This window comes from Pseudomonas sp. A25(2017) (genome assembly GCF_002001065.1).
GTDB classification, from domain to species: Bacteria; Pseudomonadota; Gammaproteobacteria; order Pseudomonadales; family Pseudomonadaceae; genus Aquipseudomonas; species Aquipseudomonas kilonensis.
The window spans coordinates 32063-55269 of record NZ_MUOA01000083.1; the positions used below are offsets into that span (position 1 = coordinate 32063).

At 59.8% G+C, this 23207-nt stretch carries 18 protein-coding genes; 11 read left to right on the plus strand and 7 right to left on the minus strand.

Annotation, left to right across the window (positions count from 1 at the left end; translation table 11 throughout):
* Positions 1–75 precede the first annotated feature (75 nt).
* The 7 genes from aceK to B0E42_RS21825 all read left to right on the plus strand — a co-directional run bounded on the left by aceK (position 76) and on the right by B0E42_RS21825 (position 11210).
* Positions 76–1797, plus strand: coding sequence for a bifunctional isocitrate dehydrogenase kinase/phosphatase (gene aceK, locus B0E42_RS21785; RefSeq protein WP_077507317.1), 1722 nt, complete (start codon positions 76–78; stop codon positions 1795–1797).
* 177 nt (positions 1798–1974) lie between these two features.
* Positions 1975–5886: an ATP-dependent RNA helicase HrpA gene (hrpA, locus tag B0E42_RS21790; RefSeq protein WP_077507320.1), complete on the plus strand. Its 3912-nt coding sequence runs from the start codon at positions 1975–1977 to the stop codon at positions 5884–5886.
* 339 nt (positions 5887–6225) lie between these two features.
* Positions 6226–7347 (plus strand): beta-ketoacyl-ACP synthase III, encoded by a 1122-nt coding sequence (locus B0E42_RS21800; protein WP_077507326.1) that lies wholly within the window; start codon positions 6226–6228, stop codon positions 7345–7347.
* A 184-nt stretch (positions 7348–7531) separates the two neighbouring features.
* On the plus strand, positions 7532–8143 hold the full coding sequence (locus B0E42_RS21810; RefSeq protein ID WP_018607573.1) for an RNA polymerase sigma factor: 612 nt from the start codon (positions 7532–7534) through the stop codon (positions 8141–8143).
* The gene (locus tag B0E42_RS21815) at positions 8137–8373 is read left to right on the plus strand and encodes an anti-sigma factor (protein ID WP_053186445.1); all 237 of its coding nucleotides are present in this window, start codon (positions 8137–8139) and stop codon (positions 8371–8373) included. Before B0E42_RS21810 ends, B0E42_RS21815 begins: the two co-directional genes overlap by 7 nt.
* A gap of 259 nt (positions 8374–8632) precedes the next feature.
* The gene (locus B0E42_RS21820) at positions 8633–9943 is read left to right on the plus strand and encodes an OprO/OprP family phosphate-selective porin (protein ID WP_053178454.1); all 1311 of its coding nucleotides are present in this window, start codon (positions 8633–8635) and stop codon (positions 9941–9943) included.
* 142 nt (positions 9944–10085) lie between these two features.
* Complete coding sequence (locus B0E42_RS21825) at positions 10086–11210, plus strand: GNAT family N-acetyltransferase (RefSeq protein ID WP_053186447.1); 1125 nt, start codon at positions 10086–10088, stop codon at positions 11208–11210.
* A gap of 16 nt (positions 11211–11226) precedes the next feature.
* Here B0E42_RS21825 and aqpZ read toward each other — a convergent pair whose 3' ends face one another.
* From aqpZ to B0E42_RS21850, 5 genes are all read right to left on the minus strand, one after another.
* Positions 11227–11916, minus strand: coding sequence for an aquaporin Z (gene aqpZ / locus B0E42_RS21830; RefSeq protein WP_077507329.1), 690 nt, complete (start codon positions 11914–11916; stop codon positions 11227–11229).
* A 365-nt stretch (positions 11917–12281) separates the two neighbouring features.
* Positions 12282–14114 (minus strand): ABC transporter ATP-binding protein, encoded by a 1833-nt coding sequence (locus B0E42_RS21835; protein WP_077507331.1) that lies wholly within the window; start codon positions 14112–14114, stop codon positions 12282–12284.
* Between the two features lie 82 nt (positions 14115–14196).
* On the minus strand, positions 14197–14760 hold the full coding sequence (locus tag B0E42_RS21840; RefSeq protein ID WP_018607583.1) for a peptidylprolyl isomerase A: 564 nt from the start codon (positions 14758–14760) through the stop codon (positions 14197–14199).
* Positions 14761–14764: 4 nt separating this feature from the next.
* The gene (locus B0E42_RS21845) at positions 14765–15568 is read right to left on the minus strand and encodes an alpha/beta fold hydrolase (RefSeq protein WP_077507334.1); all 804 of its coding nucleotides are present in this window, start codon (positions 15566–15568) and stop codon (positions 14765–14767) included.
* Positions 15569–15582: 14 nt separating this feature from the next.
* Positions 15583–16506 (minus strand): LysR family transcriptional regulator, encoded by a 924-nt coding sequence (locus tag B0E42_RS21850; protein ID WP_003198924.1) that lies wholly within the window; start codon positions 16504–16506, stop codon positions 15583–15585.
* A 50-nt stretch (positions 16507–16556) separates the two neighbouring features.
* Between B0E42_RS21850 and B0E42_RS21855 the strand changes: the two genes are divergently transcribed.
* The 3 genes from B0E42_RS21855 to B0E42_RS21865 all read left to right on the plus strand — a co-directional run bounded on the left by B0E42_RS21855 (position 16557) and on the right by B0E42_RS21865 (position 19843).
* A complete protein-coding gene (locus B0E42_RS21855; protein ID WP_018607591.1) occupies positions 16557–16871 on the plus strand; it encodes a hypothetical protein in 315 nt (104 codons plus the stop codon).
* 150 nt (positions 16872–17021) lie between these two features.
* Positions 17022–17621 carry an FMN-dependent NADH-azoreductase gene (locus B0E42_RS21860; RefSeq protein WP_077507337.1) on the plus strand — a complete coding sequence of 200 codons (600 nt, stop codon included), beginning with the start codon at positions 17022–17024 and terminating at the stop codon, positions 17619–17621.
* Positions 17622–17956: 335 nt separating this feature from the next.
* On the plus strand, positions 17957–19843 hold the full coding sequence (locus B0E42_RS21865; RefSeq protein WP_077507340.1) for an ATP-binding protein: 1887 nt from the start codon (positions 17957–17959) through the stop codon (positions 19841–19843).
* Positions 19844–19851: 8 nt separating this feature from the next.
* Here the strand turns inward: B0E42_RS21865 and B0E42_RS21870 are convergent, their stop codons facing one another.
* On the minus strand, positions 19852–20670 hold the full coding sequence (locus B0E42_RS21870) for a cyclase family protein (protein WP_077507343.1): 819 nt from the start codon (positions 20668–20670) through the stop codon (positions 19852–19854).
* Positions 20671–20849: 179 nt separating this feature from the next.
* Between B0E42_RS21870 and B0E42_RS21875 the strand changes: the two genes are divergently transcribed.
* Positions 20850–21716: a carboxylate/amino acid/amine transporter gene (locus tag B0E42_RS21875; RefSeq protein ID WP_077507346.1), complete on the plus strand. Its 867-nt coding sequence runs from the start codon at positions 20850–20852 to the stop codon at positions 21714–21716.
* A 115-nt stretch (positions 21717–21831) separates the two neighbouring features.
* On the opposite strand, the gene B0E42_RS21880 is transcribed toward B0E42_RS21875, so the two are convergent.
* Positions 21832–23130, minus strand: a complete 1299-nt coding sequence (locus tag B0E42_RS21880; RefSeq protein WP_053178459.1) for a mechanosensitive ion channel family protein — start codon at positions 23128–23130, stop codon at positions 21832–21834.
* Between the last annotated feature and the right edge of the window lie 77 nt (positions 23131–23207).

The following is a 23207-nucleotide window of genomic DNA, read 5'->3' on the forward strand; positions in this document are numbered from 1 at the left end:
AATGGTTGCGTTGCCGCGTGATTGGCCTCTAAGCTCAGTCGCCAATAACAAGCATGACCCGCCGAGGTTTACCTTATGCCGCAGCCATGGCCCGCCCTCGAAATCGCCCGTTCGATCCTCGATGGCTTCGACGATTATCGTGAGCATTTCCGGCAAATCACCGATGGCGCCCGCACTCGGTTCGAGCAGGCCCAGTGGCTGGAGGCGCAAACGGCTTCGGCGGCGCGCATCAACTTGTATGAAGAAAAAGTCGTCGAAACCGTCGCCAAGCTGCACACGGCCTTCGATGACGAAATACTGATGGATGTGGGCTGCTGGCCGCTGGTCAAAAGTGCCTATATCAGCCTGATCGACCTGCGCTTCGACGATGAGCTGTCGGAAACCTGGTACAACTCGATCTTCTGCGGGCTGTTCAGCCATGACCTGATCAGCGACGGCACCATGTTCATCCACACCACCCGGCCCAGCCTGCGCCGGGCCCGCGCCGCCCAGACCCGCACCTACAAGCCCCAGGGGCAGTTGGACCGGATGCTGGCGAGCGTGTTCGCCGATTACCGTTTCAGCGAGGACTACGCCGATCTACCGGGTGACCTGCAGCGCCTCGAAGCGCAATTGCGCGAGAACCTGCCCGACTGGGTCTGCAAGGACCCGGAACTGACGGTGGAGTTGTTTTCTTCAGTGCTCTATCGCAACAAGGGTGCCTACCTGGTGGGCCGGATCTACACCCGCGAGGACCAATGGCCGCTGGTGATCCCGCTGTTGCACCGCGAGGGCCGAGGTATCCAGATCGATGCGCTGATTACCGACGAGGCGCAGGTGTCGATCATCTTCTCGTTCACCCGCTCGTACTTCATGGTGGACGTGCCGGTGCCGGCGGAATTCATCGGCTTTCTCAAGCGCATCCTGCCGGGCAAGCACATCGCCGAGTTGTACACCTCCATCGGTTTCTACAAGCACGGCAAGTCCGAGTTCTACCGGGCACTGATCAACCACCTGGCGAATACCGACGACCAGTTCATCATGGCCCCGGGTGTGCGTGGCATGGTCATGAGCGTGTTCACCCTGCCGGGCTTCAACACGGTATTCAAGATCATCAAGGACCGCTTCTCGCCGTCGAAAAACGTCGACCGGGCCACGGTGATCGAGAAGTACCGCCTGGTGAAAAGCGTCGACCGGGTCGGGCGCATGGCCGATACCCAGGAGTTCGCCGATTTCCGTTTTCCCCTGAGCAAATTCGAGCCGGCCTGCCTGGAGGAACTGTTGGAAGTGGCGCCGTCCACGGTGTCGGTGGAAGGCGAGACGGTGTTGATTCGCCACTGCTGGACCGAACGCCGGATGACGCCGCTGAACCTTTATCTGGAAAACGCCAACCCGGACCAGGTGCGCGAGGCGCTGGAAGACTATGGCCTGGCCATCAAGCAACTGGCGGCGGCCAATATCTTCCCCGGCGACATGCTGCTCAAGAACTTCGGCGTGACCCGCCACGGCCGCGTGGTGTTCTACGACTACGATGAAATCTGCTTCCTGACCGAAGCCAACTTCCGCCACATCCCCCAGCCCCGCACACCGGAAGACGAAATGGCCTCCGAGCCCTGGTACTCCATCGGCCCGCTGGACGTCTTCCCCGAAGAGTTCCCGCCGTTCCTGTTCGCCGACGCCGGGCAGCGCAAGCTGTTCGACCAATTGCACGGCGAGTTGTACAACGCCGACTACTGGAAAGGCCTGCAAGAGGCGATTCGGGCGGGGAAGGTGATCGATGTGTTCCCGTATCGGCGCAAGGACCTGGACAACGAATAACCCGGCAAGAGCCCTCAAAAAAACTGTGGGAGCAAAGCTTGCTCGCGATGAAGATGACGCGGTCTCCCGGGGGACCGAGGCGCCTGTATCGCGAGCAAGCTTTGCTCCCACAGGTTTATTTGTGCGCAAATCTGCGACAATCGCCCCCTGCTCAAACCGACGACCCTTGCGTACCTGATGACTGACCAAGCCCCCGCTATCGACAAGCTGCTGAAAAACCTCGACCACGCCATGCTCGCCGACCGTCACCGGTTGCGGCGCCAGTTGCTCGAGCTGCGCAAGAAGCCCGACGAGGCCAAGCTGGCCCAATGGGTGACGCGCATGCAGGCGTCGTGCGATCAGGTGCTGGCGCGCAAGGCGAGCCTGCCGGTGATCCGCTACGACGACAATTTGCCGATTGCCGCCAAGCGCGACGAAATCAAGGACGCGCTGCTCAAGCACCAGGTGCTGATCATTGCCGGCGAAACCGGCTCGGGCAAAACCACGCAGTTGCCGAAGATCTGCCTGGAAATCGGTCGCGGCCAGCACGGCTTGATCGGCCACACCCAACCGCGCCGGATCGCCGCGCGCAGTGTGGCGAGCCGGGTGGCCGAGGAACTGGCCACGCCCTTGGGGGCGCTGGTGGGTTATCAGGTGCGGTTCGAGGACCAGAGCGACGCCAACACCCTGATCAAGCTGATGACCGACGGCATCCTGCTGGCCGAGACCCAGAATGACCGCTACCTCGAGCGCTACGACACGATCATCGTCGACGAAGCCCACGAACGCAGCCTGAACATCGACTTCCTGCTCGGCTACCTCAAAACCCTGCTGCCGCGCCGACCGGACCTGAAAGTCATCATCACCTCGGCGACCATCGACCTGGAGCGCTTCTCCAAGCATTTCGATGACGCGCCGATCGTGGAAGTCTCGGGCCGCACCTTCCCGGTGGAAACCTGGTATCGCCCGCTGACCCTGGAGCAGGACGAGGAGGGCAACCGGGTCGAGGACGACTTGACCGTCGACCAGGCGATCCTCGCCGTCCTCGACGAAATCGCCGCCTACGAGCGTAGCGAGCGGCGCAGCCCTGGGGACGTGCTGGTGTTCCTGCCGGGCGAGCGGGAGATTCGCGACGCCGCGGAGATGCTGCGCAAGGCCCAGCTCAAGCACACCGAGATTCTGCCGCTGTATGCGCGACTGTCGCCGGCCGAACAGCAGCGCATCTTCCAGTCCCACCCGGGCCGTCGTGTGGTGCTGGCGACCAACGTCGCCGAAACCTCGCTGACCGTGCCGGGCATCCGCTACGTGATCGACAGCGGCACCGCGCGCATCAGCCGCTACAGCTATCGGGCCAAGGTCCAGCGCCTGCCCATCGAAGCCATTTCCCAGGCCAGTGCCAACCAGCGCAAGGGCCGCTGCGGGCGCGTCGAGCCGGGGATTTGCGTGCGGCTGTACAGCGAAGAAGATTTTCTTGGACGGCCGGAGTTCACTGACCCGGAAATCCTGCGCACTAACTTGGCGGCGGTGATCCTGCAGATGCTGCACCTGCGCCTCGGCGAGATCACCGATTTTCCGTTCATCGAACCGCCGGATGGCAAGGCCATCAGTGACGGTTTCAACCTGCTGCAAGAATTGTCAGCGGTGGACCGCAACAGCCAGCTGACTCCGCTCGGTCGTCAGTTGGCGCGCCTGCCGGTAGACCCGCGCATGGGCCGCATGCTGCTGGAAGCGGCCAAACTGGGCAGCCTCCAGGAAGTGCTGATTGTCGCCAGCGCCATGTCGATCCAGGACCCGCGCGAGCGTCCGCCGGAGCGCCAACAGGCGGCGGACCAGGCCCACGCCCAGTGGAAGGACGCAGACTCGGACTTCGCCGGGCTGGTCAACCTGTGGCGCGGTTTCGAAGAGCAGCGCCAGGCCCTGACCGCCAGCCCGTTGCGCAACTGGTGCCGCAAGAACTTCCTCAATTACCTGCGCCTGCGCGAGTGGCGCGACTCCCATCGGCAGTTGAGCCTGATCTGCCGCGACATGCAGCTGAGCCTCAACAAAGAACCGGCCGACTTTCCGAAACTGCACAAGGCAGTGCTCTCGGGCCTGTTGAGCCAGATCGGCCAGAAAACCGAAGACGGCGACTACCTGGGCGCTCGCCAGCGGCGGTTCTGGGTCCACCCCTCGTCGGGCCTGGGCAAGAAGCGTCCGCAATGGCTGATGACCGCCGAGTTGGTGGAAACCACCAAGCTGTACGCGCGCATGGTCGCCAAGATCGAGCCGGACTGGATCGAACCGCTGGCCGGACACCTGATCAAGAAGAACCACTTCGAACCCCATTGGGAGAAGAAGCGCGGGCAAGTGGTGGCCTATGAGCAAATCACCCTGTTCGGGCTCATCGTCGTTGGTCGGCGGCCAGTGCATTACGGGCCGGTGGACCCGGTGGTCTCCCGTGAACTGTTCATCCGCGAGGCGTTGGTGCGCGGCGAGATCCAGTCCAAGGCCAAGTGCCTGAGCGCCAATACCCGGTTGCTGGAGCAACTCGACGAGCTGGAAGCCAAGGCCCGTCGCCGCGATATTCTGGCGGACGAGGAAACCCTGTTTGCCTTCTACGACGCGCGCTTGCCGGCCGAGATCCACCAGACCGCGACGTTCGACAGCTGGTACCGGATCAACAGCCAGAAAGACCCGCAACTGCTGATCATGCGCGAAGAAGACGTGCTGGCCCGCGAAGCCAGCGAAGTCACCGCCGCACATTACCCCGACACCTTGCGCGTCGGTGACCTGACCTTGCCGCTGAGCTATCACTTCGAGCCCAACCACCCGCGCGACGGCGTGACGTTGCGAGTGCCGGCGCCGCTGCTGCCGATGCTGCCGCCGGAACGCCTGGAATGGTTGGTGCCGGGGGTGATCGAAGCCAAGTGCATCGCCCTGGTGCGCAACCTGCCCAAGGCCTTGCGCAAGAACTTCGTGCCGGTGCCGGATTTCGTCAAGGCGGCGCTGCAACGCATCACGTTCGCCGAGGGCTCTTTGCCGCAGTCCCTGGGCCGTGAGCTGCTGCGCATGACCGGGGCGCGGGTCAGTGACGAAGCCTGGGCTGAAGCCGCCCAGCAGGTGGAAAGCCACCTGCGCATGAACCTGGAAATCGTCGACGGCCAGGGCAAGTTCCTCGGCGAGGGCCGCGACCTGGCCGAGCTGACGGCGCGTTTTGCCGAAGCCAGCCAGGCGGCCTTGGCCGTGCCGCAAACGGCGAAAAGCCAGGCACCGGTGGAGGCGAAGGTCTTCGCGCCGGTGGCCGAGAAAACCCAACAGAAGATCGCCGGGCTGTCGATGACGGTCTACCCGGCGCTGGTGGAAGAGGGCGGCGTGGTCAAGGAAGGGCGTTTCCCGACGCCGGCCGAAGCCGAGTTCCAGCATCGCCGCGCCTTGCAGCGCCTGCTGATGCAGCAATTGGCCGAATCGGCGAAGTTCCTGCGTGGCAAGCTGCCGGGGCTGACGGAGCTGGGCCTGCTGTACCGCGACCTGGGCCGCATCGACAGCCTGGTGGAAGACATCCTGCTCGCCAGCCTCGACAGTTGTGTGCTCGAAGGCGAAGCGAGCCTGCCCCGTGACGGCGCCGCACTGGCCTCCCTGGCCGAGCGCAAGCGCGGCGGCTGGACCGAGCACGCCGAGCGTCTGGCGAAACTGACCCTGGACATCCTCAAGCTCTGGCATGGCCTGCAAAAACGCTTCAAGGGCAAGATCGATCTGGCCCAGGCCGTGGCGCTGAACGATATCAAGCAGCAACTCAGCCACCTGGTGTATCCGGGCTTCGTCCGCGAAACCCCACATCAGTGGCTCAAGGAATTGCCGCGCTACCTCAAGGCCATCGAGCAACGCTTCGAGAAGCTCGGTAGCCAGGTACAGAAAGACCGGGTCTGGAGCGGCGAGCTGTCGAACCTCTGGGCCCAATATCAGGCCCGCGCCAGCAAACACGCCCAGGAAGGCAAGCGCGACCCGCAACTGGAGCTGTACCGCTGGTGGCTGGAGGAATACCGGGTGTCGCTGTTCGCCCAGCAACTGGGGACCAAGGTGCCGATCTCGGACAAGCGCCTGGGCAAGCAGTGGGGGCAGGTGGAGGGTTGATCAGATAAGTTGGACAGCACCGCATATACCCTGTGGGAGCGAGCCTGCTCGCGATAGCGGTGTGTCAGTCAACATCTATGCAGGCTGAACCACCGCTATCGCGAGCAGGCTCGCTCCCACAAGGGTTAGTTGGTGTAGCTCAAGGAGAATGGGCCAAACGCCAGCGTTTATGGCAAACTTCGCGGCTATAAATGCCGGTCCCGTGGTTTTGAGCTTCAATGCCTCGGGCGGATCGGAATAAAGCGATGCCAGGGCTGCTTCCCCGGATGGAAAAAGTCCCTTTGTGTATTGGTACGTCGGTACCAATACTTTCTGCCTGAACAGATCAGAGACACGACCATGCATAACGTCGTCATCAGCGGCACCGGCCTGTACACCCCGGCCAACAGCATCTCCAACGAAGAGCTGGTGCAATCTTTCAATACCTATGTCACGCAATTCAACGCCGACAACGCCGACGCCATCGCGCGCGGTGAAGTCGAGGCCTTGACCGAATCCAACGCCGCGTTCATCGAAAAGGCTTCCGGCATCAAGAGTCGCTTTGTCATGGACAAGGACGGCATCCTCGATCCACAACGCATGACCCCACGGTTGCCCGAGCGCTCCAACGACGAGTGGTCGGTGCTGTGCGAAATGGCCATCGGTGCCGCAAAACAGGCCCTGGAGCGCGCCGGCCGCACCGTCGCCGACATCGACGGGGTGATCGTCGCCTGTTCCAACCTGCAGCGTGCGTACCCGGCCATCGCCATCGAAGTCCAGGAAGCCCTGGGCATCGAAGGTTTCGGTTTCGACATGAACGTGGCCTGTTCCTCGGCGACCTTCGGTATCCAGGCTGCGGCCAACAGTGTGCAACTGGGCCAGGCCCGGGCGATCCTGATGGTCAACCCGGAAGTGTGCACCGGCCACCTGAACTTCCGTGATCGTGACAGCCACTTCATCTTCGGCGACGCGGCCACCGCCGTGATCATCGAGCGGGCGGACCTGGCGACCTCGCCGTACCAGTTCGACGTGGTCAGCACCAAGCTGCTGACCAAGTTCTCCAACAATATCCGCAACAACTTCGGCTTCCTCAACCGCGCCGCGGAAGAAGGCGCCGGTAGCCGCGACAAGCTGTTCGTCCAGGAAGGCCGCAAGGTGTTTCGCGACGTCTGCCCGATGGTGGCCGAGCTGATCGGTACCCACCTGGAAGAAAACCAGCTGAACGTTGGCGAGGTGAAGCGCTTCTGGCTGCACCAGGCCAACCTGAGCATGAACCACTTGATCGTGCGCAAACTGCTGGGACGCGAAGCCACCGAAGAGGAAGCCCCGGTGATCCTCGACCGCTACGCCAACACCAGTTCGGCGGGTTCGGTGATTGCATTCCACACATACCAGGATGACCTGCCTAGCGGCTCGGTTGCCGTACTCAGCTCGTTCGGCGCCGGTTATTCGATTGGCAGCGTGATTTTGCGCAAGCGTTGATCCACTGTTGCTGCGTCGAATTTTTTTGTGGGGGCAAGTCCTTGTGGGAGCAAAGCTTGCTCGCGAAACAGGCGACTCGGTTTATGGAGGACCGCGTCGCCTGCATCGCGGGCAAGCCTTGCTCCCACAAGTCTTGCTCCCACAAGCTGCAACAACCGCGATCTATCCAGCAATAGGGCGTTGAATGACGATCACCGATGACACCCTCCTGCTCCAACGCCTCCTGGCCGGTGAGCAGCAGGCCTACAAGGAGCTGGTCAGCGCCTACCAGAGCCCGATGCGCGCGGTGGCCTATGCCATCGTCGGCAGCCGCCATGCCGATGAAGTGGTGCAGGACGCGTGGTTGTCGGTGGTACGCAATCTCAGTGGGTTCCAGGGCCGTTCCAGCCTCAAGACCTGGCTGTTGACCATCACGGCCAACGCCGCCAAGGGCCGCTACAAGCAAAACCGCCGGGAAGTGCTGCTCGATGACCTTCCATCCCCCCACGGTACCCTGGGCGATGATCGTTTCGCCGCCGACGGTCATTGGCTGCTGGCGCCGTTCGCCTGGCACCAGGACACGCCTGAGGCGCTGCTCACGATGAGCGAATTGCGCGATTGCCTGGAAAACACATTGCTCAGCCTGTCGGAACTGCAAGGCAGCGTGCTGACCCTGCGGGAACGTCAGGGCCTGGAACTCGACGAGATCTGTAATCTCCTGGATATTTCGCTCTCCAATGTACGCGTGCTGCTGCATCGAGCCCGACTGAAGGTCTTCGCGACTGTTGAACATTTCGAGGAAACCGGCGAATGCTGACCTGCAAGGAACAAGTGGCGCGCTCCAGCGACTATCTCGACGGACAACTGAGCTTTCGTGAACGCCTGATGGTGCGCCATCACCTGATGTTCTGTGCCAAGTGCCGGCGTTTTATCCGCCAGATGCGCCTGATGCAGGCGACCCTCAAAAAACTGCCGCAACCACCGATTTCCGACCTGGATCACCTCGCCGAGAAACTCGCCGCCGAGCGCCGCAAAAACATCCGCTAAACCCGTAGGAGCTGTCGAGTGCAACGAGGCTGCGATCTTTCCCCTAACGATTGAGTATCAAGCGAAGAGGCAAAAGATCGCAGGCTTCGCCAGCTCCTACGGTTATTCCCATTCGAAGTAAAAAGTTCCGCTGTCATAAAATCTTTATCTGGTAGCAACTCCCCTGACACAACCCATCGCCAAGATCCCCTCCCAACACCAGCGGGCCCAGTTCCGCGTGTTTTCTAACGGCATAGACTACCAACAGGGGAATTCTTCGATGATTCGCAAGCACTTCGCAGGTGTTGCCGCCAGCGCACTGGCAATGGCAGTAACCGCCCAGGCTTTCGCCGGCACCGTCACCACCGATGGCGCCGATATCGTGGTCAAAACCAAGGGCGGCCTTGAGGTCGCTACCACTGACAAAGAGTTCAGCTTCAAGCTCGGCGGTCGTTTGCAGGCTGACTACAGCCAGTTCAAGGGGATCTACACCGACAATGGCGACAAGGCCGATGCCGCTTACATCCGCCGCGGCTTCCTGGAGCTGTCGGGCGTGCTGTACACGGACTGGGCCTACACCATCAACTACGACTTCTCCCATAACAGCGGCGACTCCGATAACGGCTACTTCGACGAAGCGTCCCTGGCCTATAACGGCTTCAAGCCGGTGTCGATCAAAGTCGGTCGCTTCGACCCCGACTTCGGCTTGGAAAAAGCCACCAGTTCCAAGTGGGTGACCGCGCCTGAGCGTAACGCCGCCTACGACCTGATCGACTGGGCCAACGGCCATCAGAACGGTCTGGGCATCCAGGCTTCCAGCACCTTCGCCGATTCTTTCTACGCCTCGGCCGGTGTATTCAGCAAAGACACCGACGACACCGACGGCAACAGCATCAAACAAGCCAACGGTCGTTTCGTATTCGCCCCGATGCACGAAGCCGGCAACGTGCTGCACTTCGGCTTGAACGTGGCCTCGCGTGACGTCTCCGACACTGCGTTCGATGCGCGTTATCGCTCCCGTCTGGGCATGCGTGGCGTCGAGACCCTGGGCGGCAACGATGCCGGTCCTAACGGCAACCGTCCGGTGCTGGGCGGCGCCAACAACTCGCCGGCCGGCTCGTACGACACTGACACCGCTTTCGGCCTGGAAGCCGCTTTCGCCATGGGTCCTGCGTCGATCCAGGGTGAGTACATCTCCCGCAAGACCAAGGCTGACAGCGCCGCCTTCGAAGACCTCAAAGGCCACGGCTTCTACGTCCAGGGTGCCTACACCATCACCGGTGAGTCCCGCGGTTATAAAGTCGGCAAGTTTGACGCGATCAAGCCTCAGAACAAATCCATCGGCGCCTGGGAAGTGTTCTACCGCTTCGACAGCATGACCGTCGAAGACGACAACATCACCACTGCCTCGGCCACCCGTGAAGTGGGCGATGCCGAAGCCAAGGTGCACAACCTGGGCGTGAACTGGTACGCCAACGAAGCGGTGAAAATCTCTGCCGCTTACGTCAAGGCCAAGACCGACAACGTGACCAACGCCAATGGTGATGACAGCGGCAAAGGTGTGGTTGTCCGTGCCCAGTACGTGTTCTAAATCGCGCTGACTTGATACACCGCTCTGACTTCATCCGTTAAAGCGCTCCTTTGAACCCCGCCTCTGGCGGGGTTTTTTTATGTGCGCCCGGTCAGGATCGGCGATACTCGCTCCATCCGTCGTCTGGCTATCGAGTAACCGCATGCCGCTTCACGTCTTGGACAGCCTGTCCGCCATCGCGCCGCACGAGTGGGACGCGCTGGTGCCCGCCAACCAGCCTTTCCTGCGCCACGCCTTCCTCAGCACCCTGGAAGACAGTGCCAGCCTGGGGCCGAGTTCCGGTTGGCAAGCCGAGCATTTGCTGCACATTGAGGACGGTCGTCTGCTGGCGGCCTTGCCCAGTTACCGCAAGTGGCACTCCTACGGCGAATACGTGTTCGACCATGCCTGGGCCGACGCTTGCGCCCGCGCCGGCATCGAGTACTACCCCAAGCTGCTGACGGCGGTGCCGTTCAGCCCGGTCAGTGGCCCGCGGTTGCTGGCAGCGCGCGCGGAAGATGGCCTGGAGCTGTTGGGCAGCTTGCCGGGGTACCTGGAGATCGAAGGGCTCTCCAGTGCCCACATCAATTTCACCGATGCCTTCACCGACGCGGCGCTCGTCGGGCAGGAAGGTTGGCTACAGCGGATTGGCTGCCAGTATCACTGGCAAAATCGCGGCTATCGGGACTTCCAGGATTTTCTCGATGCGCTCAGTTCCCGCAAGCGCAAGCAGATGCGCAAGGAGCGCGAACAAGTGGCGGGGCAGGGCATCGACTTCGAATGGCTCGAAGGTCATCAGTTGGACGAGGCGCAGTGGGATTTTGTCTACGCCTGTTACGCCAACACCTACGCGATACGACGCCAGGCGCCCTACCTGACCCGAGCGTTCTTCAGCCTGCTGGCCGAACGCATGCCCGAGGCCATCCGCGTGGTGCTGGCCAAGCAAGGTTCGCGGCCGGTGGCGATGGCGTTCAGCCTGGTGGGTGGCGACAGTTTCTATGGACGTTATTGGGGCTGTCTGGCGGAGTTCGACCGCCTGCACTTCGAGACCTGTTTCTATCAAGGCATGGACTACGCGATTGCCCACGGTTTGCAGCGCTTTGACGCCGGTGCCCAGGGCGAGCACAAATTGATTCGCGGGTTCGAGCCGGTGATTACCCGCTCATGGCATTACCTGCGCCACTCCGGTTTGAAAGCCGCGGTCGAAGACTTTCTCGCCCGGGAACAGGAGGGTGTGCTGGCCTATGCCGAAGAGGCGAAGACAGCACTGCCTTATCGGCAGTGCTGATCTTCGCGGGTGTGACTCAGCGGTTTTCCTGGCCCAGCCAGCGGTACGAGACACCGCCGATGACGGCGCCCAGCAGCGGCGCCACCCAGAACAGCCACAGTTGCTCGATCGCCCAGCCACCGACAAGCAGCGCCGGACCGGTACTGCGGGCCGGGTTGACGGACGTGTTGGTGACCGGAATCGAGATCAGGTGAATGAGCGTCAGGGCCAGGCCGATGGCAATCGGCGCCAGCCCTGCCGGCGCACGTTTATCGGTGGCGCCGAGGATGATCAGGATGAACATCGCCGTCATGACCAGCTCGGTGACAAAACCGGTCGCCATCGAATACCCACCAGGGGAATGCTCGCCGTAACCGTTCGCGGCCAGGCCGGACGCAGCCAGGTCAAAGCCTTCCTTGCCGCTGGCGATGAAGTAGATCAGCGCGGCGGCCAACACGCCCCCTATGACTTGGGCAATGATGTAGGCAGGCAACTCCCTGGCCGGAAACCGCCCGCCCACGTACAAGCCCAACGAAACGGCCGGGTTCAGGTGGCAACCCGAGATATGCCCGATGGCGAACGCCATGGTCAACACCGTCAAGCCGAAGGCCAGGGCAACCCCCAGCACGCCAATCCCTGAGGCAGCCAATACCGCGCTGCCACAGCCGCCCAGTACCAGCCAGAACGTACCCAACAACTCAGTCGTTGAACGTTTGAGTAAAGACATAAGTATCCTTGATAAGACAGTCGTGATAATCGGTTATGCATCCAGCAGCATTACGACAGGTTCATCTCCAGAACCTGGGCTGAGTACAGCAGAGTGCGGCGACAAATCCAGCGACAAAAAAACCGCCAGCGTCATGGACGGTGGCGGTTTTGGCCGTGGTCGGTGGGGAGTATGTGGTTGCGGTGTGGGCTAAATGGATCCTGGACAGAATTTTTCAGAATGGCGTTCGGACACTGGGCTGTGGGAGCAAAGCTTGCTCGCGATGCAGGCGCCTCGGGCCATCCGGGAGACCGCGTCATCTTCATCGCGGGCAAGCCTTGCTCCCACACGATCCCACACCTCCTGCCTGTAGAGGCCAACCCGACTCAGTCGATCCCCACGAACCCACCCGTCTGATGCTGCCACAGCCGCGCATACAACCCGCCATGGGCCAGCAACTCGGCATGGCTGCCGGTTTCGGCGATGCGGCCATTCTCCAGCACCACCAACCGGTCCATCCGGGCGATGGTGGAGAGGCGGTGGGCGATGGCGATCACGGTCTTGCCTTGCATCAGCGTCTCGAGGCTTTCCTGGATCGCCGCCTCGACTTCCGAGTCCAGCGCCGACGTCGCTTCGTCCATGATCAGGATCGGCGCGTCCTTGAGCAGCACCCGTGCGATAGCGATGCGTTGGCGCTGACCGCCGGACAGTTTCACGCCGCGCTCACCCACATGGGCATCGAAGCCGGTGCGGCCTTCGGCGTCCGACAGCAGCGGGATGAACTCATCGGCCCGGGCCTTGCGCACGGCTTCCCAGAGTTGCGCATCGGTGGCGTCTGGCTTGCCGTAGAGCAGGTTGTCGCGAATCGAACGATGCAGCAGCGAGGTGTCCTGGGTAATCATGCCGATGCGCTCGCGCAGGCTTTCCTGGCCGACTTCGGCGATGTCCTGGCCGTCGATGAGGATACGCCCGCCCTGCACGTCATAGAGGCGCAGCAGCAGGTTGACCAAGGTGGATTTACCCGCGCCGGACGGGCCGATCAGGCCGATTTTCTCGCCGGGCTTGATGGTCAGGTTCAGATCGCCGATCACGCCGCTTTTCTTGCCATAGTGGAAGTCCACATGCTCGAAACACACCTCGCCCCGGGCCACGGCCAGGGGCTTGGCCTGGTCACGGTCGGTGACACTGACCGGTTGGGCGATGGTCTGCAGACCGTCCTGGACCATGCCGATGTTTTCGAAGATGCCGGTGACGACCCACATGATCCAGCCGGACATGTTGACGATGCGGATCACTAGCCCGGTGGCCAACGCGATGGCGCCGACGCTGATCAGCGACTGGGTCCACAACCACAGCGCCAGGGCCGTGGTGCCGACGATCAGCAGCCCGTTCATGCTGGTGATGACCAGGTCCATGCTGGTCACCACGCGGCCAGCCAACTGGGCTTTTTCGGTCTGCTCCTGGATGGCTTCGCGGGCGTATTGCTGTTCGAAATTGGTATGGGCGAACAGCTTCAGGGTGGTGATGTTGGTGTAGCCATCGACGATCCGCCCCATCAGCTTGGAGCGGGCATCGGACGACACCACCGAGCGCTCCTTGACCCGTGGCACGAAATAGCAGAGTGCGCCGATGTAGGCGGCGATCCACATCAGCAGCGGGATCATCAGGCGCCAGTCGGCTTCGGCGAACAGCACCAGGGAACTGACGGCGTAGATCAGCACGTGCCACAAGGCATCCACGGCCTGCACCGCCGAGTCACGCAGGGAGTTGCCGGTCTGCATGATGCGCTGGGCGATGCGCCCGGCGAAGTCGTTCTGGAAGAAATTCAGGCTCTGCTTGAGCACGTAGCTGTGGTTCTGCCAGCGAATCAGGCTGGTCATGCTGGGGCTCAGGGTCTGGTGCACGAGCAGGTCATGCAGGGCCACGAAGATCGGCCGGAAAACCAGCGCCACCACGGCCATCCAGGCCAGTTCCAGGCCATGGACCTTGAAGAAGTCGACGTTGGGCGTGCCCTGGGTCAGGTCGATGATGCGGCTCAGGTAGCTGAACAGCGCCACTTCGATCAGCGCGCCGATCAGGCCGACCACCAGCAGTACGGCGAAGCTGGGCCAGACCTGTTTCAGGTAATAGGTGTAGAAGGGCAGGACGCGATTCGGTGGGGCCGAGGTCGGGGCGTCGCGGAAGATATCGATCAGTGTTTCGAAACGGCGATAAACCATCAGTCAATGCCCTGGCAAGGGCTCTCCTTTTTGCTATGGGCGGCGCGGGTCACCGCGCCGCCCAGGCTTGCCGTGTGCCTCTTCAGTCGATGCGCTTGGCCGATTTGATGAGCACAGGGTCGATCGGCACGTTTTGCATGCCTTGTTTGGTCGTGGTCTGGGAGTTGACGATGATGTCCACCACGTCCATGCCCTTGACCACTTTGGCGAACACCGCGTAACCGGCGTCACGGCCCGGATCGAGGAAGGCGTTGTCGGCCACGTTGATGAAGAACTGGCTGGTGGCCGAGTCCGGGTTGGACGTGCGGGCCATCGACAAGGTGCCACGAACGTTGTGCAGGCCATTGCTGGCCTCGTTCTTGATCGGTGCCTTGGTGTCTTTTTGCTGCATCTGCTGGGTAAAGCCGCCGCCCTGGGCCATGAAGCCCGGGATCACACGGTGGAAAATCGTGTTGTTGTAGAAGCCGCTGTCCACGTACTCAAGGAAGTTCTTGGTACTGATGGGGGCCTTGACCGGGTCCAGTTCGATTTCGATCTGGCCGTTGGTGGTGTCCAGCAATACATGCGGTGCCTTGGCGGGTGTCGCGGCCATCAGGTTGGCGGCAAACAGTACGGTACCGGCGGCAAGGGCGAGTTTTTTCAGCATGGGGTCAGAGATCCTGAGTGGTGGAATCGGTTGCGGTCAAAAAGTCGAGCAGGGTTTGGTTGAAGCGTTCGGGTTGATCCAGCGGGGTAGCGTGCCGTGAATCGGCGATGACCACCAGCCGTGCGTCGGGCAGCCGTTTTACATAGGCTTCTTTCAGCGCCACCGGGGTGTAGTCGTGGTCGGCGCAGATGACGAGGGTTGGACAGGCAACCTGCGAAAGTCGTTCCTGAACGCCCCAGCCTACGATCGCATCGAAGCTGGCGAGATAAGCACGTTTGTCGTTCTTTGCCCAGCGTCGGGCCATTTCCAGGCGTAACTCGGTTTGTTCGGGCTTGGGGAATAACTTGGCGCCGAGGGCCTTGCCGATGGTCTCCAGGCTGAGCAGGCGCATCAGGCTCCAGCGCTTGAACCATTGCCAGCAATCGTCGAGCGTGCGGACCTTGACCTCTGGTGCGCTGTTGACGATGCACAGGCTTTTGACCCGTTCGGGCTCATCCACCGCCAATTGGAAACAGATCATGCCGCCCATGGACCAACCCACCAAGTGCACCGGGCCCAGGTCCAGGTGATCGATCAGGGCGCTCAGGTCGGCGCTGAAACCTTCGATGCTATAGCGCTCGCGGGGTTTGTCGGAACGACCGTGGCCGCGCACATCCGCCACGATCAGGTGGTAATGGGCGGACAGCACCGGGATCTGCTTTTCCCAATCCCGGGTACTGGAGCCCAGCCCGTGGACCAGCAGCAAGGGCGCACCGTGGCCGTATTCCTCGTAGTGCAGGTTGCAACCTTCGTGTGCAAAATAGGCCATGGTCGAAGTCCTTGTCAGGCTTGTTCTGGGGCGGCGAACGGCGCATCCAGTGGCGCGGTGTCGAAGGTGCGCAGCAATTCGATCAGGATCTGCGTGGCCGGGCCAAGGGGTTTTTCCTTGTTCGAATACAGATAGAAGCTTGGGTTGCGGCTGCCGCCCTGATCCAAGGGTAGCTGTTTAAGCGTGCCTTCCTTGAGTTCCCGCTCAATCATGTGCCGGGGCAGCCAGGCGAAGCCCAGGCCGCTGCCCACGAAAGTCGCGGCGGTGGCCAGGCTGCCGACGGTCCAGCGCTGCTCGGCACCGAGCCAACCCACGTCGCGAGGTTGCTGGCGTCCGGAGTCGCGGATCACCACTTGCAATTGGCTTTCCAGATCCTGGAACGTCAGCTCGCGGTTGAGGCGATGCAGGGCGTGTTCGGGATGGGCCACCGCGACGAATTCAACGTCGCTCAATTCGGCTCCCAGATAGCCAGGAATGCTGAAGCTGCTGATGGCCAGGTCGGCCACGCCTTCGAGCAGCACTTCTTCGACACCCGACAACACTTCTTCGCGCAGCCGCACTCGGCAGCCACGGCTTTGTGGCATGAACGCCGTCAAGGCGCGAACGAGGCGGGCGTTGGGGTAGGCCGCGTCGACCACCAGGCGCACTTCCGCTTCCCAGCCTTGCTCCATGTGGTGGGCCAGGTCTTCCAATTGGCTGGCCTGTTTCACCAGTTGTCGCGAGCGGCGCAGCAGCACACCGCCGGCTTCGGTCAACACGGCCTTGCGCCCATCGATGCGCAGCAACGGCACGCCGAGCTGATCCTGCATGCGGGCCACGGTGTAGCTCACTGACGACTGGGAGCGATGCAGCACTTCAGCGGCCTGGGCGAAGCCGCCGTGGTCGACCACGGCCTGCAAGGTGCGCCATTGATCAAGGGTCACGCGGGGCGCTTTCATATCGGGCTCCTCTTGTCCTAAGCTGGCAGTCCCTTGGTGGAGACTGCCGAATGAAGAAAATCTGTTGTGTGGTGCTGGCCTTGCTGCCACTGACTGCGTTTGCCTACCCGATCGATGTGGAAAAACACCTCAACGGCCTGAGCATCGACTACAACGCCTATGACACCGATGCCGACATCGGTTCCATCCAGGTCAACAACTACGGCAGCACTGACGCGGCCTGCACCGTGGTCTTCAGTAATGGCCCCGAGGCACCGCGCACCCGCAAGCTCGAAGTCGCCGCCGGCAAGTTCAAGAACGCCACGGCCAAGTTCAACCGCAACATCATCAAGCTGCGCATCAAGCTGACCTGTCAGCCGAAATAGCCCGGCAGCGGGGCAGGCAATATTGCTTGCTCCGCTTATAAACGAATTTATCGATGCTTTACAGCAGTTATTTGCGCTTTTTCATCGATATGCTCGCGTTTAACCTTCACTCCATCGACTGACAACATTCTCAGATGGAGCCTACAAGCCATGTCCCGCGTTCTGATCATCGAAAGCAGTGCCCGCCAGCAAGACTCGGTGTCCCGTCAACTGACCCAGACCTTCATCAGCCAGTGGAAAGCGGCGCACCCGGCCGACGAAATCAGCGTTCGCGACCTGGCCATCAACCCGGTGCCGCACCTGGATGCCAATCTGCTGGGTGGCTGGATGAAGCCGGCCGAGCAGCGCAGCGACGTTGAAAACGCCTCGCTGGAGCGCTCCAACCAACTGACCGATGAGCTGCTTGCCGCTGACGTGCTGGTGATGGCAGCGCCGATGTACAACTTCGCCATCCCCAGCACCCTGAAAGCGTGGCTCGACCATGTGCTGCGTGCCGGCGTGACGTTCAAATACACCCCCACCGGCCCTCAAGGCCTGCTGGCCGACAAGCGCGCTTTCGTGCTGACCGCCCGTGGCGGCATTCATGCCGGCGGCAGCTCTGACCATCAAGAACCCTACTTGCGCCAGGTCATGGGCTTCATCGGGATCCACGACGTGACCTTCATCCATGCCGAGGGCATGAACCTGGGCGGCGACTTCCAGGAGAAGGGCCTGAATCAGGCCAACGCCAAACTGTCCCAGGTCGCCTGATCCGTTAATCCTCAGGTAATCGCCAAGTGGTCTAGTGGCTTGGCGCTTCCCTTCAAACCGTTTTGCGCATCGAACCTCCCTTTGCACTTATTGCTCCTGAGTGCATCAGCCCGATTGAACGCTTTAGCGAGATCGGGCTTTTTTTTGACCGAAAAAAAGTGCTCACCTGAACGCGTTCTGACACAGAAACTCACGCACTGGCATAAGCAGTGAAAAGAAAAAACTGGCCGTATGGTCAATAAAAACGGCGATGGTCACTTGTGGGGCGAGAATAAAGCTATGGTTTTCTTCTCGTCTACAATCTATGCTTGAAATTACAGTACGGAGGCTGTGATATGTTTAAACTCAAACGGAAAACATGGGTTTTGCTCTTGGTTTATATTGTCGGTGTTAGTGGTTATATCTACTACCTCTACATAGAGACTCAGGGGATCCTCACTGACAATATAAATAACAAATTACTTCATGCCGCTCTAGGCACTTCAGCCATCCTCGGCGACCGCTACCATGACAATCTAGTCGACAAACAATCCAAATCACAAACGCAAGATTTGGATGCCATCCAAAAACTCTCCAATTTCAATGAGTCAATGGGGACGGCCTTTGTCTACAGCGTCATCAAGCGTGATGGAAAAGCTTATCTGGTCAGTTCCAGCGCATCGAAGCAAGAAATCCAAGATAAGAGTTTTGTACGCTTCTTCGATCCTTATCCGGATGCCAGCCAGGCTTTGCTCGACAGTTTTGAACGTAGCGAGCCCACCTGGATCGACTATTCGGATCATTGGGGGAATTTTCGCGCCGTTTTTGTTCCATTAAAATCAAAAGACGGTACGGTATATGTGGCAGGGGCGGAAATTACGTTAGAAGATTACTATCAGAAACTTAATGAGGACTCTTTACATCATATTATTCTTGCTATTCTGGTGTTTCTAGCTTTTAGCCTTTTGTTTGTAGTCGATTTGTTACGCATGCGTGTTCATCTTCAGCAGTTAGAAGTCAATGAGCAGGTCTTGAATCGAGCAAAGAATTCAGCCGAGGAGGCTGATCGTTCAAAAACCAGATTTTTGGCCACCATGAGTCATGAAATCCGCACACCCATGTATGGCGTCATCGGTGCGACCGAATTGTTGTCTCGGTCCGCTCTGAATTTCGAACAAAGTCATCTAGTTGAAACAATTCATAATAGCGGAAGAACCTTGCTGTCTCTTATTGATAATATCCTTGATCTTGCAAAGATTGAAGCAGGAAGGCTTGAATTGAAACCTAGTGTTTTTGACGTGAGAGCATTGGTTTCATCCATTATTGAAATGGTTCGTCAAAATGCTCAGGGCAAACCGATAGAATTTGAAGTAATAGTTTCGCCGGATGTGCCCGCGTTGATTAAGGCCGATATCGATTGCCTCCGTCAGATATTGATGAATCTATTGGGTAATGCGGTAAAATTCACCGAGGCAGGGAAAATATCGCTCATAATCATGATCCGCGGTTACGGCCCTAAAGTTCAATTCGATTTTTCTATACACGATACAGGCATCGGCATTCCCATGGAGCTGCAGGAGAGTCTGTTCAAGCCCTTTGTCCAGCTTAAAGGGCCGGCCGGTCAACGATTTACCGGGAGTGGGCTAGGTCTTTCAATATGCAAAAACCTAGTTGAGGCGCAGCGAGGGACTTTATCCTTCACTAGTCAGCCTGGTGTTGGATCGACATTCTCTTTCTCGCTTCCCGTAGCGCTTTTTTCAGCATCAGAAGTACCCGCTGATGGCAATCATATCGACCTTGATTTCGACTCGTCTTTTGCCAAAATCTACCCCCACGAGATTCTGATAGTGGAGAATCATCTCGTGAATCAGAAAGTCGCCAAGGCGATGTTACAGGAGCTGGGGTATAACCCCGATCTTGCTGCGAATGGCTTGCAGGCGATCAATCGGTGTATGACTTCGATCCCTGGGGTCATTCTGATGGATATCAACATGCCGGTTATGGATGGGCTGGAGGCCATCCGTAAAATTCGCGAATTACCACAAGGGGAAGGGTGCTACATCGTTGCTTTTACGGCGAGCGCCTTCTCGAGCGAGATAGAACGTTTCAGGGCGGCTGGCGCGGATGACATATTAACCAAACCGGCGAACTTTCAGGCTTTGACTCGGGTGCTTCGGCGTGCGACCAACTACCGGTATGAGCATCGAGCTAGCATTCCGGTAGTGGACTTGATTTCGAGTTGAAGTGGGACTCAGGGTATAAATGCCATCACAGAAACAGGCGAGCCTGACCCCTCTTTCAATCGGAGCACGCCGATAACCAGAGTGGTGCCCTTCGCGGGTAGCTGATCGAGATTGTTCAGGCACTCCAAAACAATGCCATCCTTCGCCAGGATCTGGCTGTTGGTGGCATAAACCGTATCTTGGCCTGGATCGGCACCGTGCGTATCGATGCCGACTCCTGCAACATGGCGTTCTTCAAGCAGGAACTTGGTTGTTGCTGCCCCTATACCGGGAAAGTGTGGGCCTTTCTCATCTTCATTGATGAACCGCTTTGGATCATCCCATAGGGCTTGCCAGCCTGTGTAAAATAATACAACAGAGCCTTGATCGATGCGTCCATGAGCGTGTTCCCATTTTTCTATGTCTTTGATGTCAATGACATAATCGGGATTGTCCCGAGCCTGATTTCGTATATCAACCACTACGGCAGGACGCACTAGGGATTCCGGCTTATAGGCGTCAATCCCGATGGCATTGGGATGGAAGCTATTCGGCGCGTTCATATGGGTTCCACTGTGTTCACCGATGCTGAAGCGCCGTAAGTAATAACCGTCTTTTTCCTGCGACGCCACTACGTCGAATGTCACCGGAGGATCGTTAGGCCAGAGAGGGATGTTCGGGCTAATGATATGACTGAGGTCAATAACTTTTTGAAACTGAATATTCTGCATTCCTTTGGCTTCCTTGTTCTCTGCGTAACTATGGGTGATGCCGACCGACAGGAGGGTGGCCAGTACACCTACGGAGACCCGTTTTAAACAGCCCTTACCTTGCTTTGATACCGCCATTACGATTGATTACCTCTTTGATCATTTACGGATTGCCATTCTTGTGCCCAGCTTCGGCCAGCCATCCTCTATATCTCAATTTCATGCTCACTGACATCCCCAGCGCTTACGGCTATCCAGATATTCGCGACAACCACCAAAAACCGCTATCTTCGCCGCCATTCGAAACGAGGGGCGGTATGGGCTATCTACTGTTTGTGACATTGATCCAGGCGTTTTCCTTCAGCCTGATCGGCGAGTACCTGGCCGGGCATGTGGACAGTTATTTCGCGGTGCTGGTGCGGGTGTTGCTGGCCGGGTTGGTGTTCATCCCGCTGACGCGCTGGCGCCAGGTGGAGCCGGCGTTCATGCGCGGCATGTTATTGATCGGTGCCTTGCAGTTTGGCGTGACCTACGTCTGCCTGTACCTGAGTTTTCGGGTATTGACGGTGCCCGAGGTGCTGCTTTTCACCATCCTTACCCCCTTGCACGTGACCTTGATCGAAGACGCGCTGAACCGTCGCTTCAATCCCTGGGCGCTGATCGCGGCGCTGGTGGCCGTGGCCGGCGCGGCGGTGATTCGCTACGACCGGATCAACCCGGATTTCTTCATGGGCTTCTTGCTGCTGCAACTGGCCAACTTCACCTATGCGGCCGGGCAGGTGCTGTACAAACACCTGGTGGCCCGCCACCCGAGCGACCTGCCGCATTACCGGCGTTTCGGTTATTTCTATCTTGGTGCGCTGATGGTGGCGTTGCCGGCTTTCCTGCTGTTCGGCAAGGCCAACTTCTGGCCTGAAGCGCCGCTGCAATGGGGCGTGCTGGTGTTCCTCGGCCTGGTCTCCACCGCCCTGGGATTGTACTGGTGGAACAAAGGCGCGTGCCTGGTCAACGGCGGGACGCTGGCGGTGATGAACAACCTGCATGTGCCGGTGGGGCTGCTGGTGAACCTGCTGATCTGGAACCAGCACGAGGCACTGGGGCGGTTGCTGCTGGGTGGGTCGGTGATATTGGCGGCGGTTTGGATCAGTCGGTTGGGGGTACGCCATCCGCTGCCTGCACACTGAAAACCCTTGTGGGAGCGGGCTTGCTCGCGAAAGCGGTGGGTCAGTCAATTAAATATCGACTGATACTCTGCCTTCGCGAGCAAGCCCGCTCCCACAGGGGGATTTGTTGTGAGGGTCAGACCACCTGCTTCTGCGGCTCCGGCAGGTGGCTCGCCCCCAGCACCGCCGGCAGCAGCCCCGAGCGCAGGTCCGTGCCGCTTGGCTGCTGGTACAGGTTCAGCCCGAACTCCGGCATCACCGCCAGCAGGTAATCGAAAATATCCCCCTGGATGCGCTCGTAGTCCGCCCACGCGGTGGTGCGGGTGAAGCAGTAGATTTCCAGCGGGATGCCCTGGGCGGTGGTTTGCATCTGCCGGACCATGCAGGTCATGTTCGGCTGGATCTCCGGGTGGCTTTTCAAATACGCCAGTGCATAGGCGCGGAAGGTCCCCAGGTTGGTCATCCGCCGACGGTTGGCCGACATCGCCGCGACGTTGCCCTGGGCCTCGTTCCAGGCCTTGAGTTCGGCCTGCTTGCGGCCGATGTAGTCGGTCAGCAGGCGTACCTGGGTCAGGCGCTGTTCTTCCTCGTCATGCAGGAAACGCACGCCGCTGGCGTCGATGAACAGGCTGCGCTTGATCCTTCGCCCGCCGGACTGCTGCATGCCGCGCCAGTTCTTGAACGACTCGGACATCAGGCGCCAGGTGGGGATCGAGACGATGGTCTTGTCGAAGTTCTGCACCTTGACCGTGTGCAGCGTGATGTCCACCACGTCACCGTCGGCGCCGACCTGGGGCATCTCGATCCAGTCGCCGACCCGCAGCATGTCGTTGCTGGTCAGTTGCACGCTGGCGACGAACGACAGCAGGGTGTCCTTGTAGACCAACAGGATCACCGCCGACATCGCACCCAGGCCCGACAGCAGTAACAGGGGCGAGCGGTCGATCAGGGTGGCAACGATGATGATCGCGCCAAACACATACAGCACCATCTTCGTCAGTTGCACGTAGCCTTTGATCGAGCGGGTCCGCGCATGTTCGGTGCGGGCGTACACGTCCAGCATGGTGCTGAGCAGGGCACTGAGGCTCAGCACCATGAACAGGATGGTGAACGCCAGGGCGACATTGCCCAGGAAAATCATGCTGGTCTTGCTCAGTTCCGGCACCAGGTGCAGGCCGAACTGGATGATCAGCGACGGCGTCATCTGCGCCAGGCGATGAAAGACCTTGTTCTGGCGCAGGTCGTTGACCCAGTTCAAGGCCGGTTGGCGCCCCAGCAACTTGGCGGCGTGCAAAATCAGGTAACGCGCCACGCGCCCGAGTACCAATGCGATGACCAGCAGCAACATCAGGGCGATGCCGGAATGCAGGATCGGGTGCTGGTCAAGGGCACCCCAGAGGTCTTGGATGTTGACCCAGAGTTGTTTGATGTCCATGGACGAAACGGTTCTTCTATAAAGACGCGACGGTGCGATTAGAGCATTTAAGCCCGGTCAAGTGACCGTTGATGCAG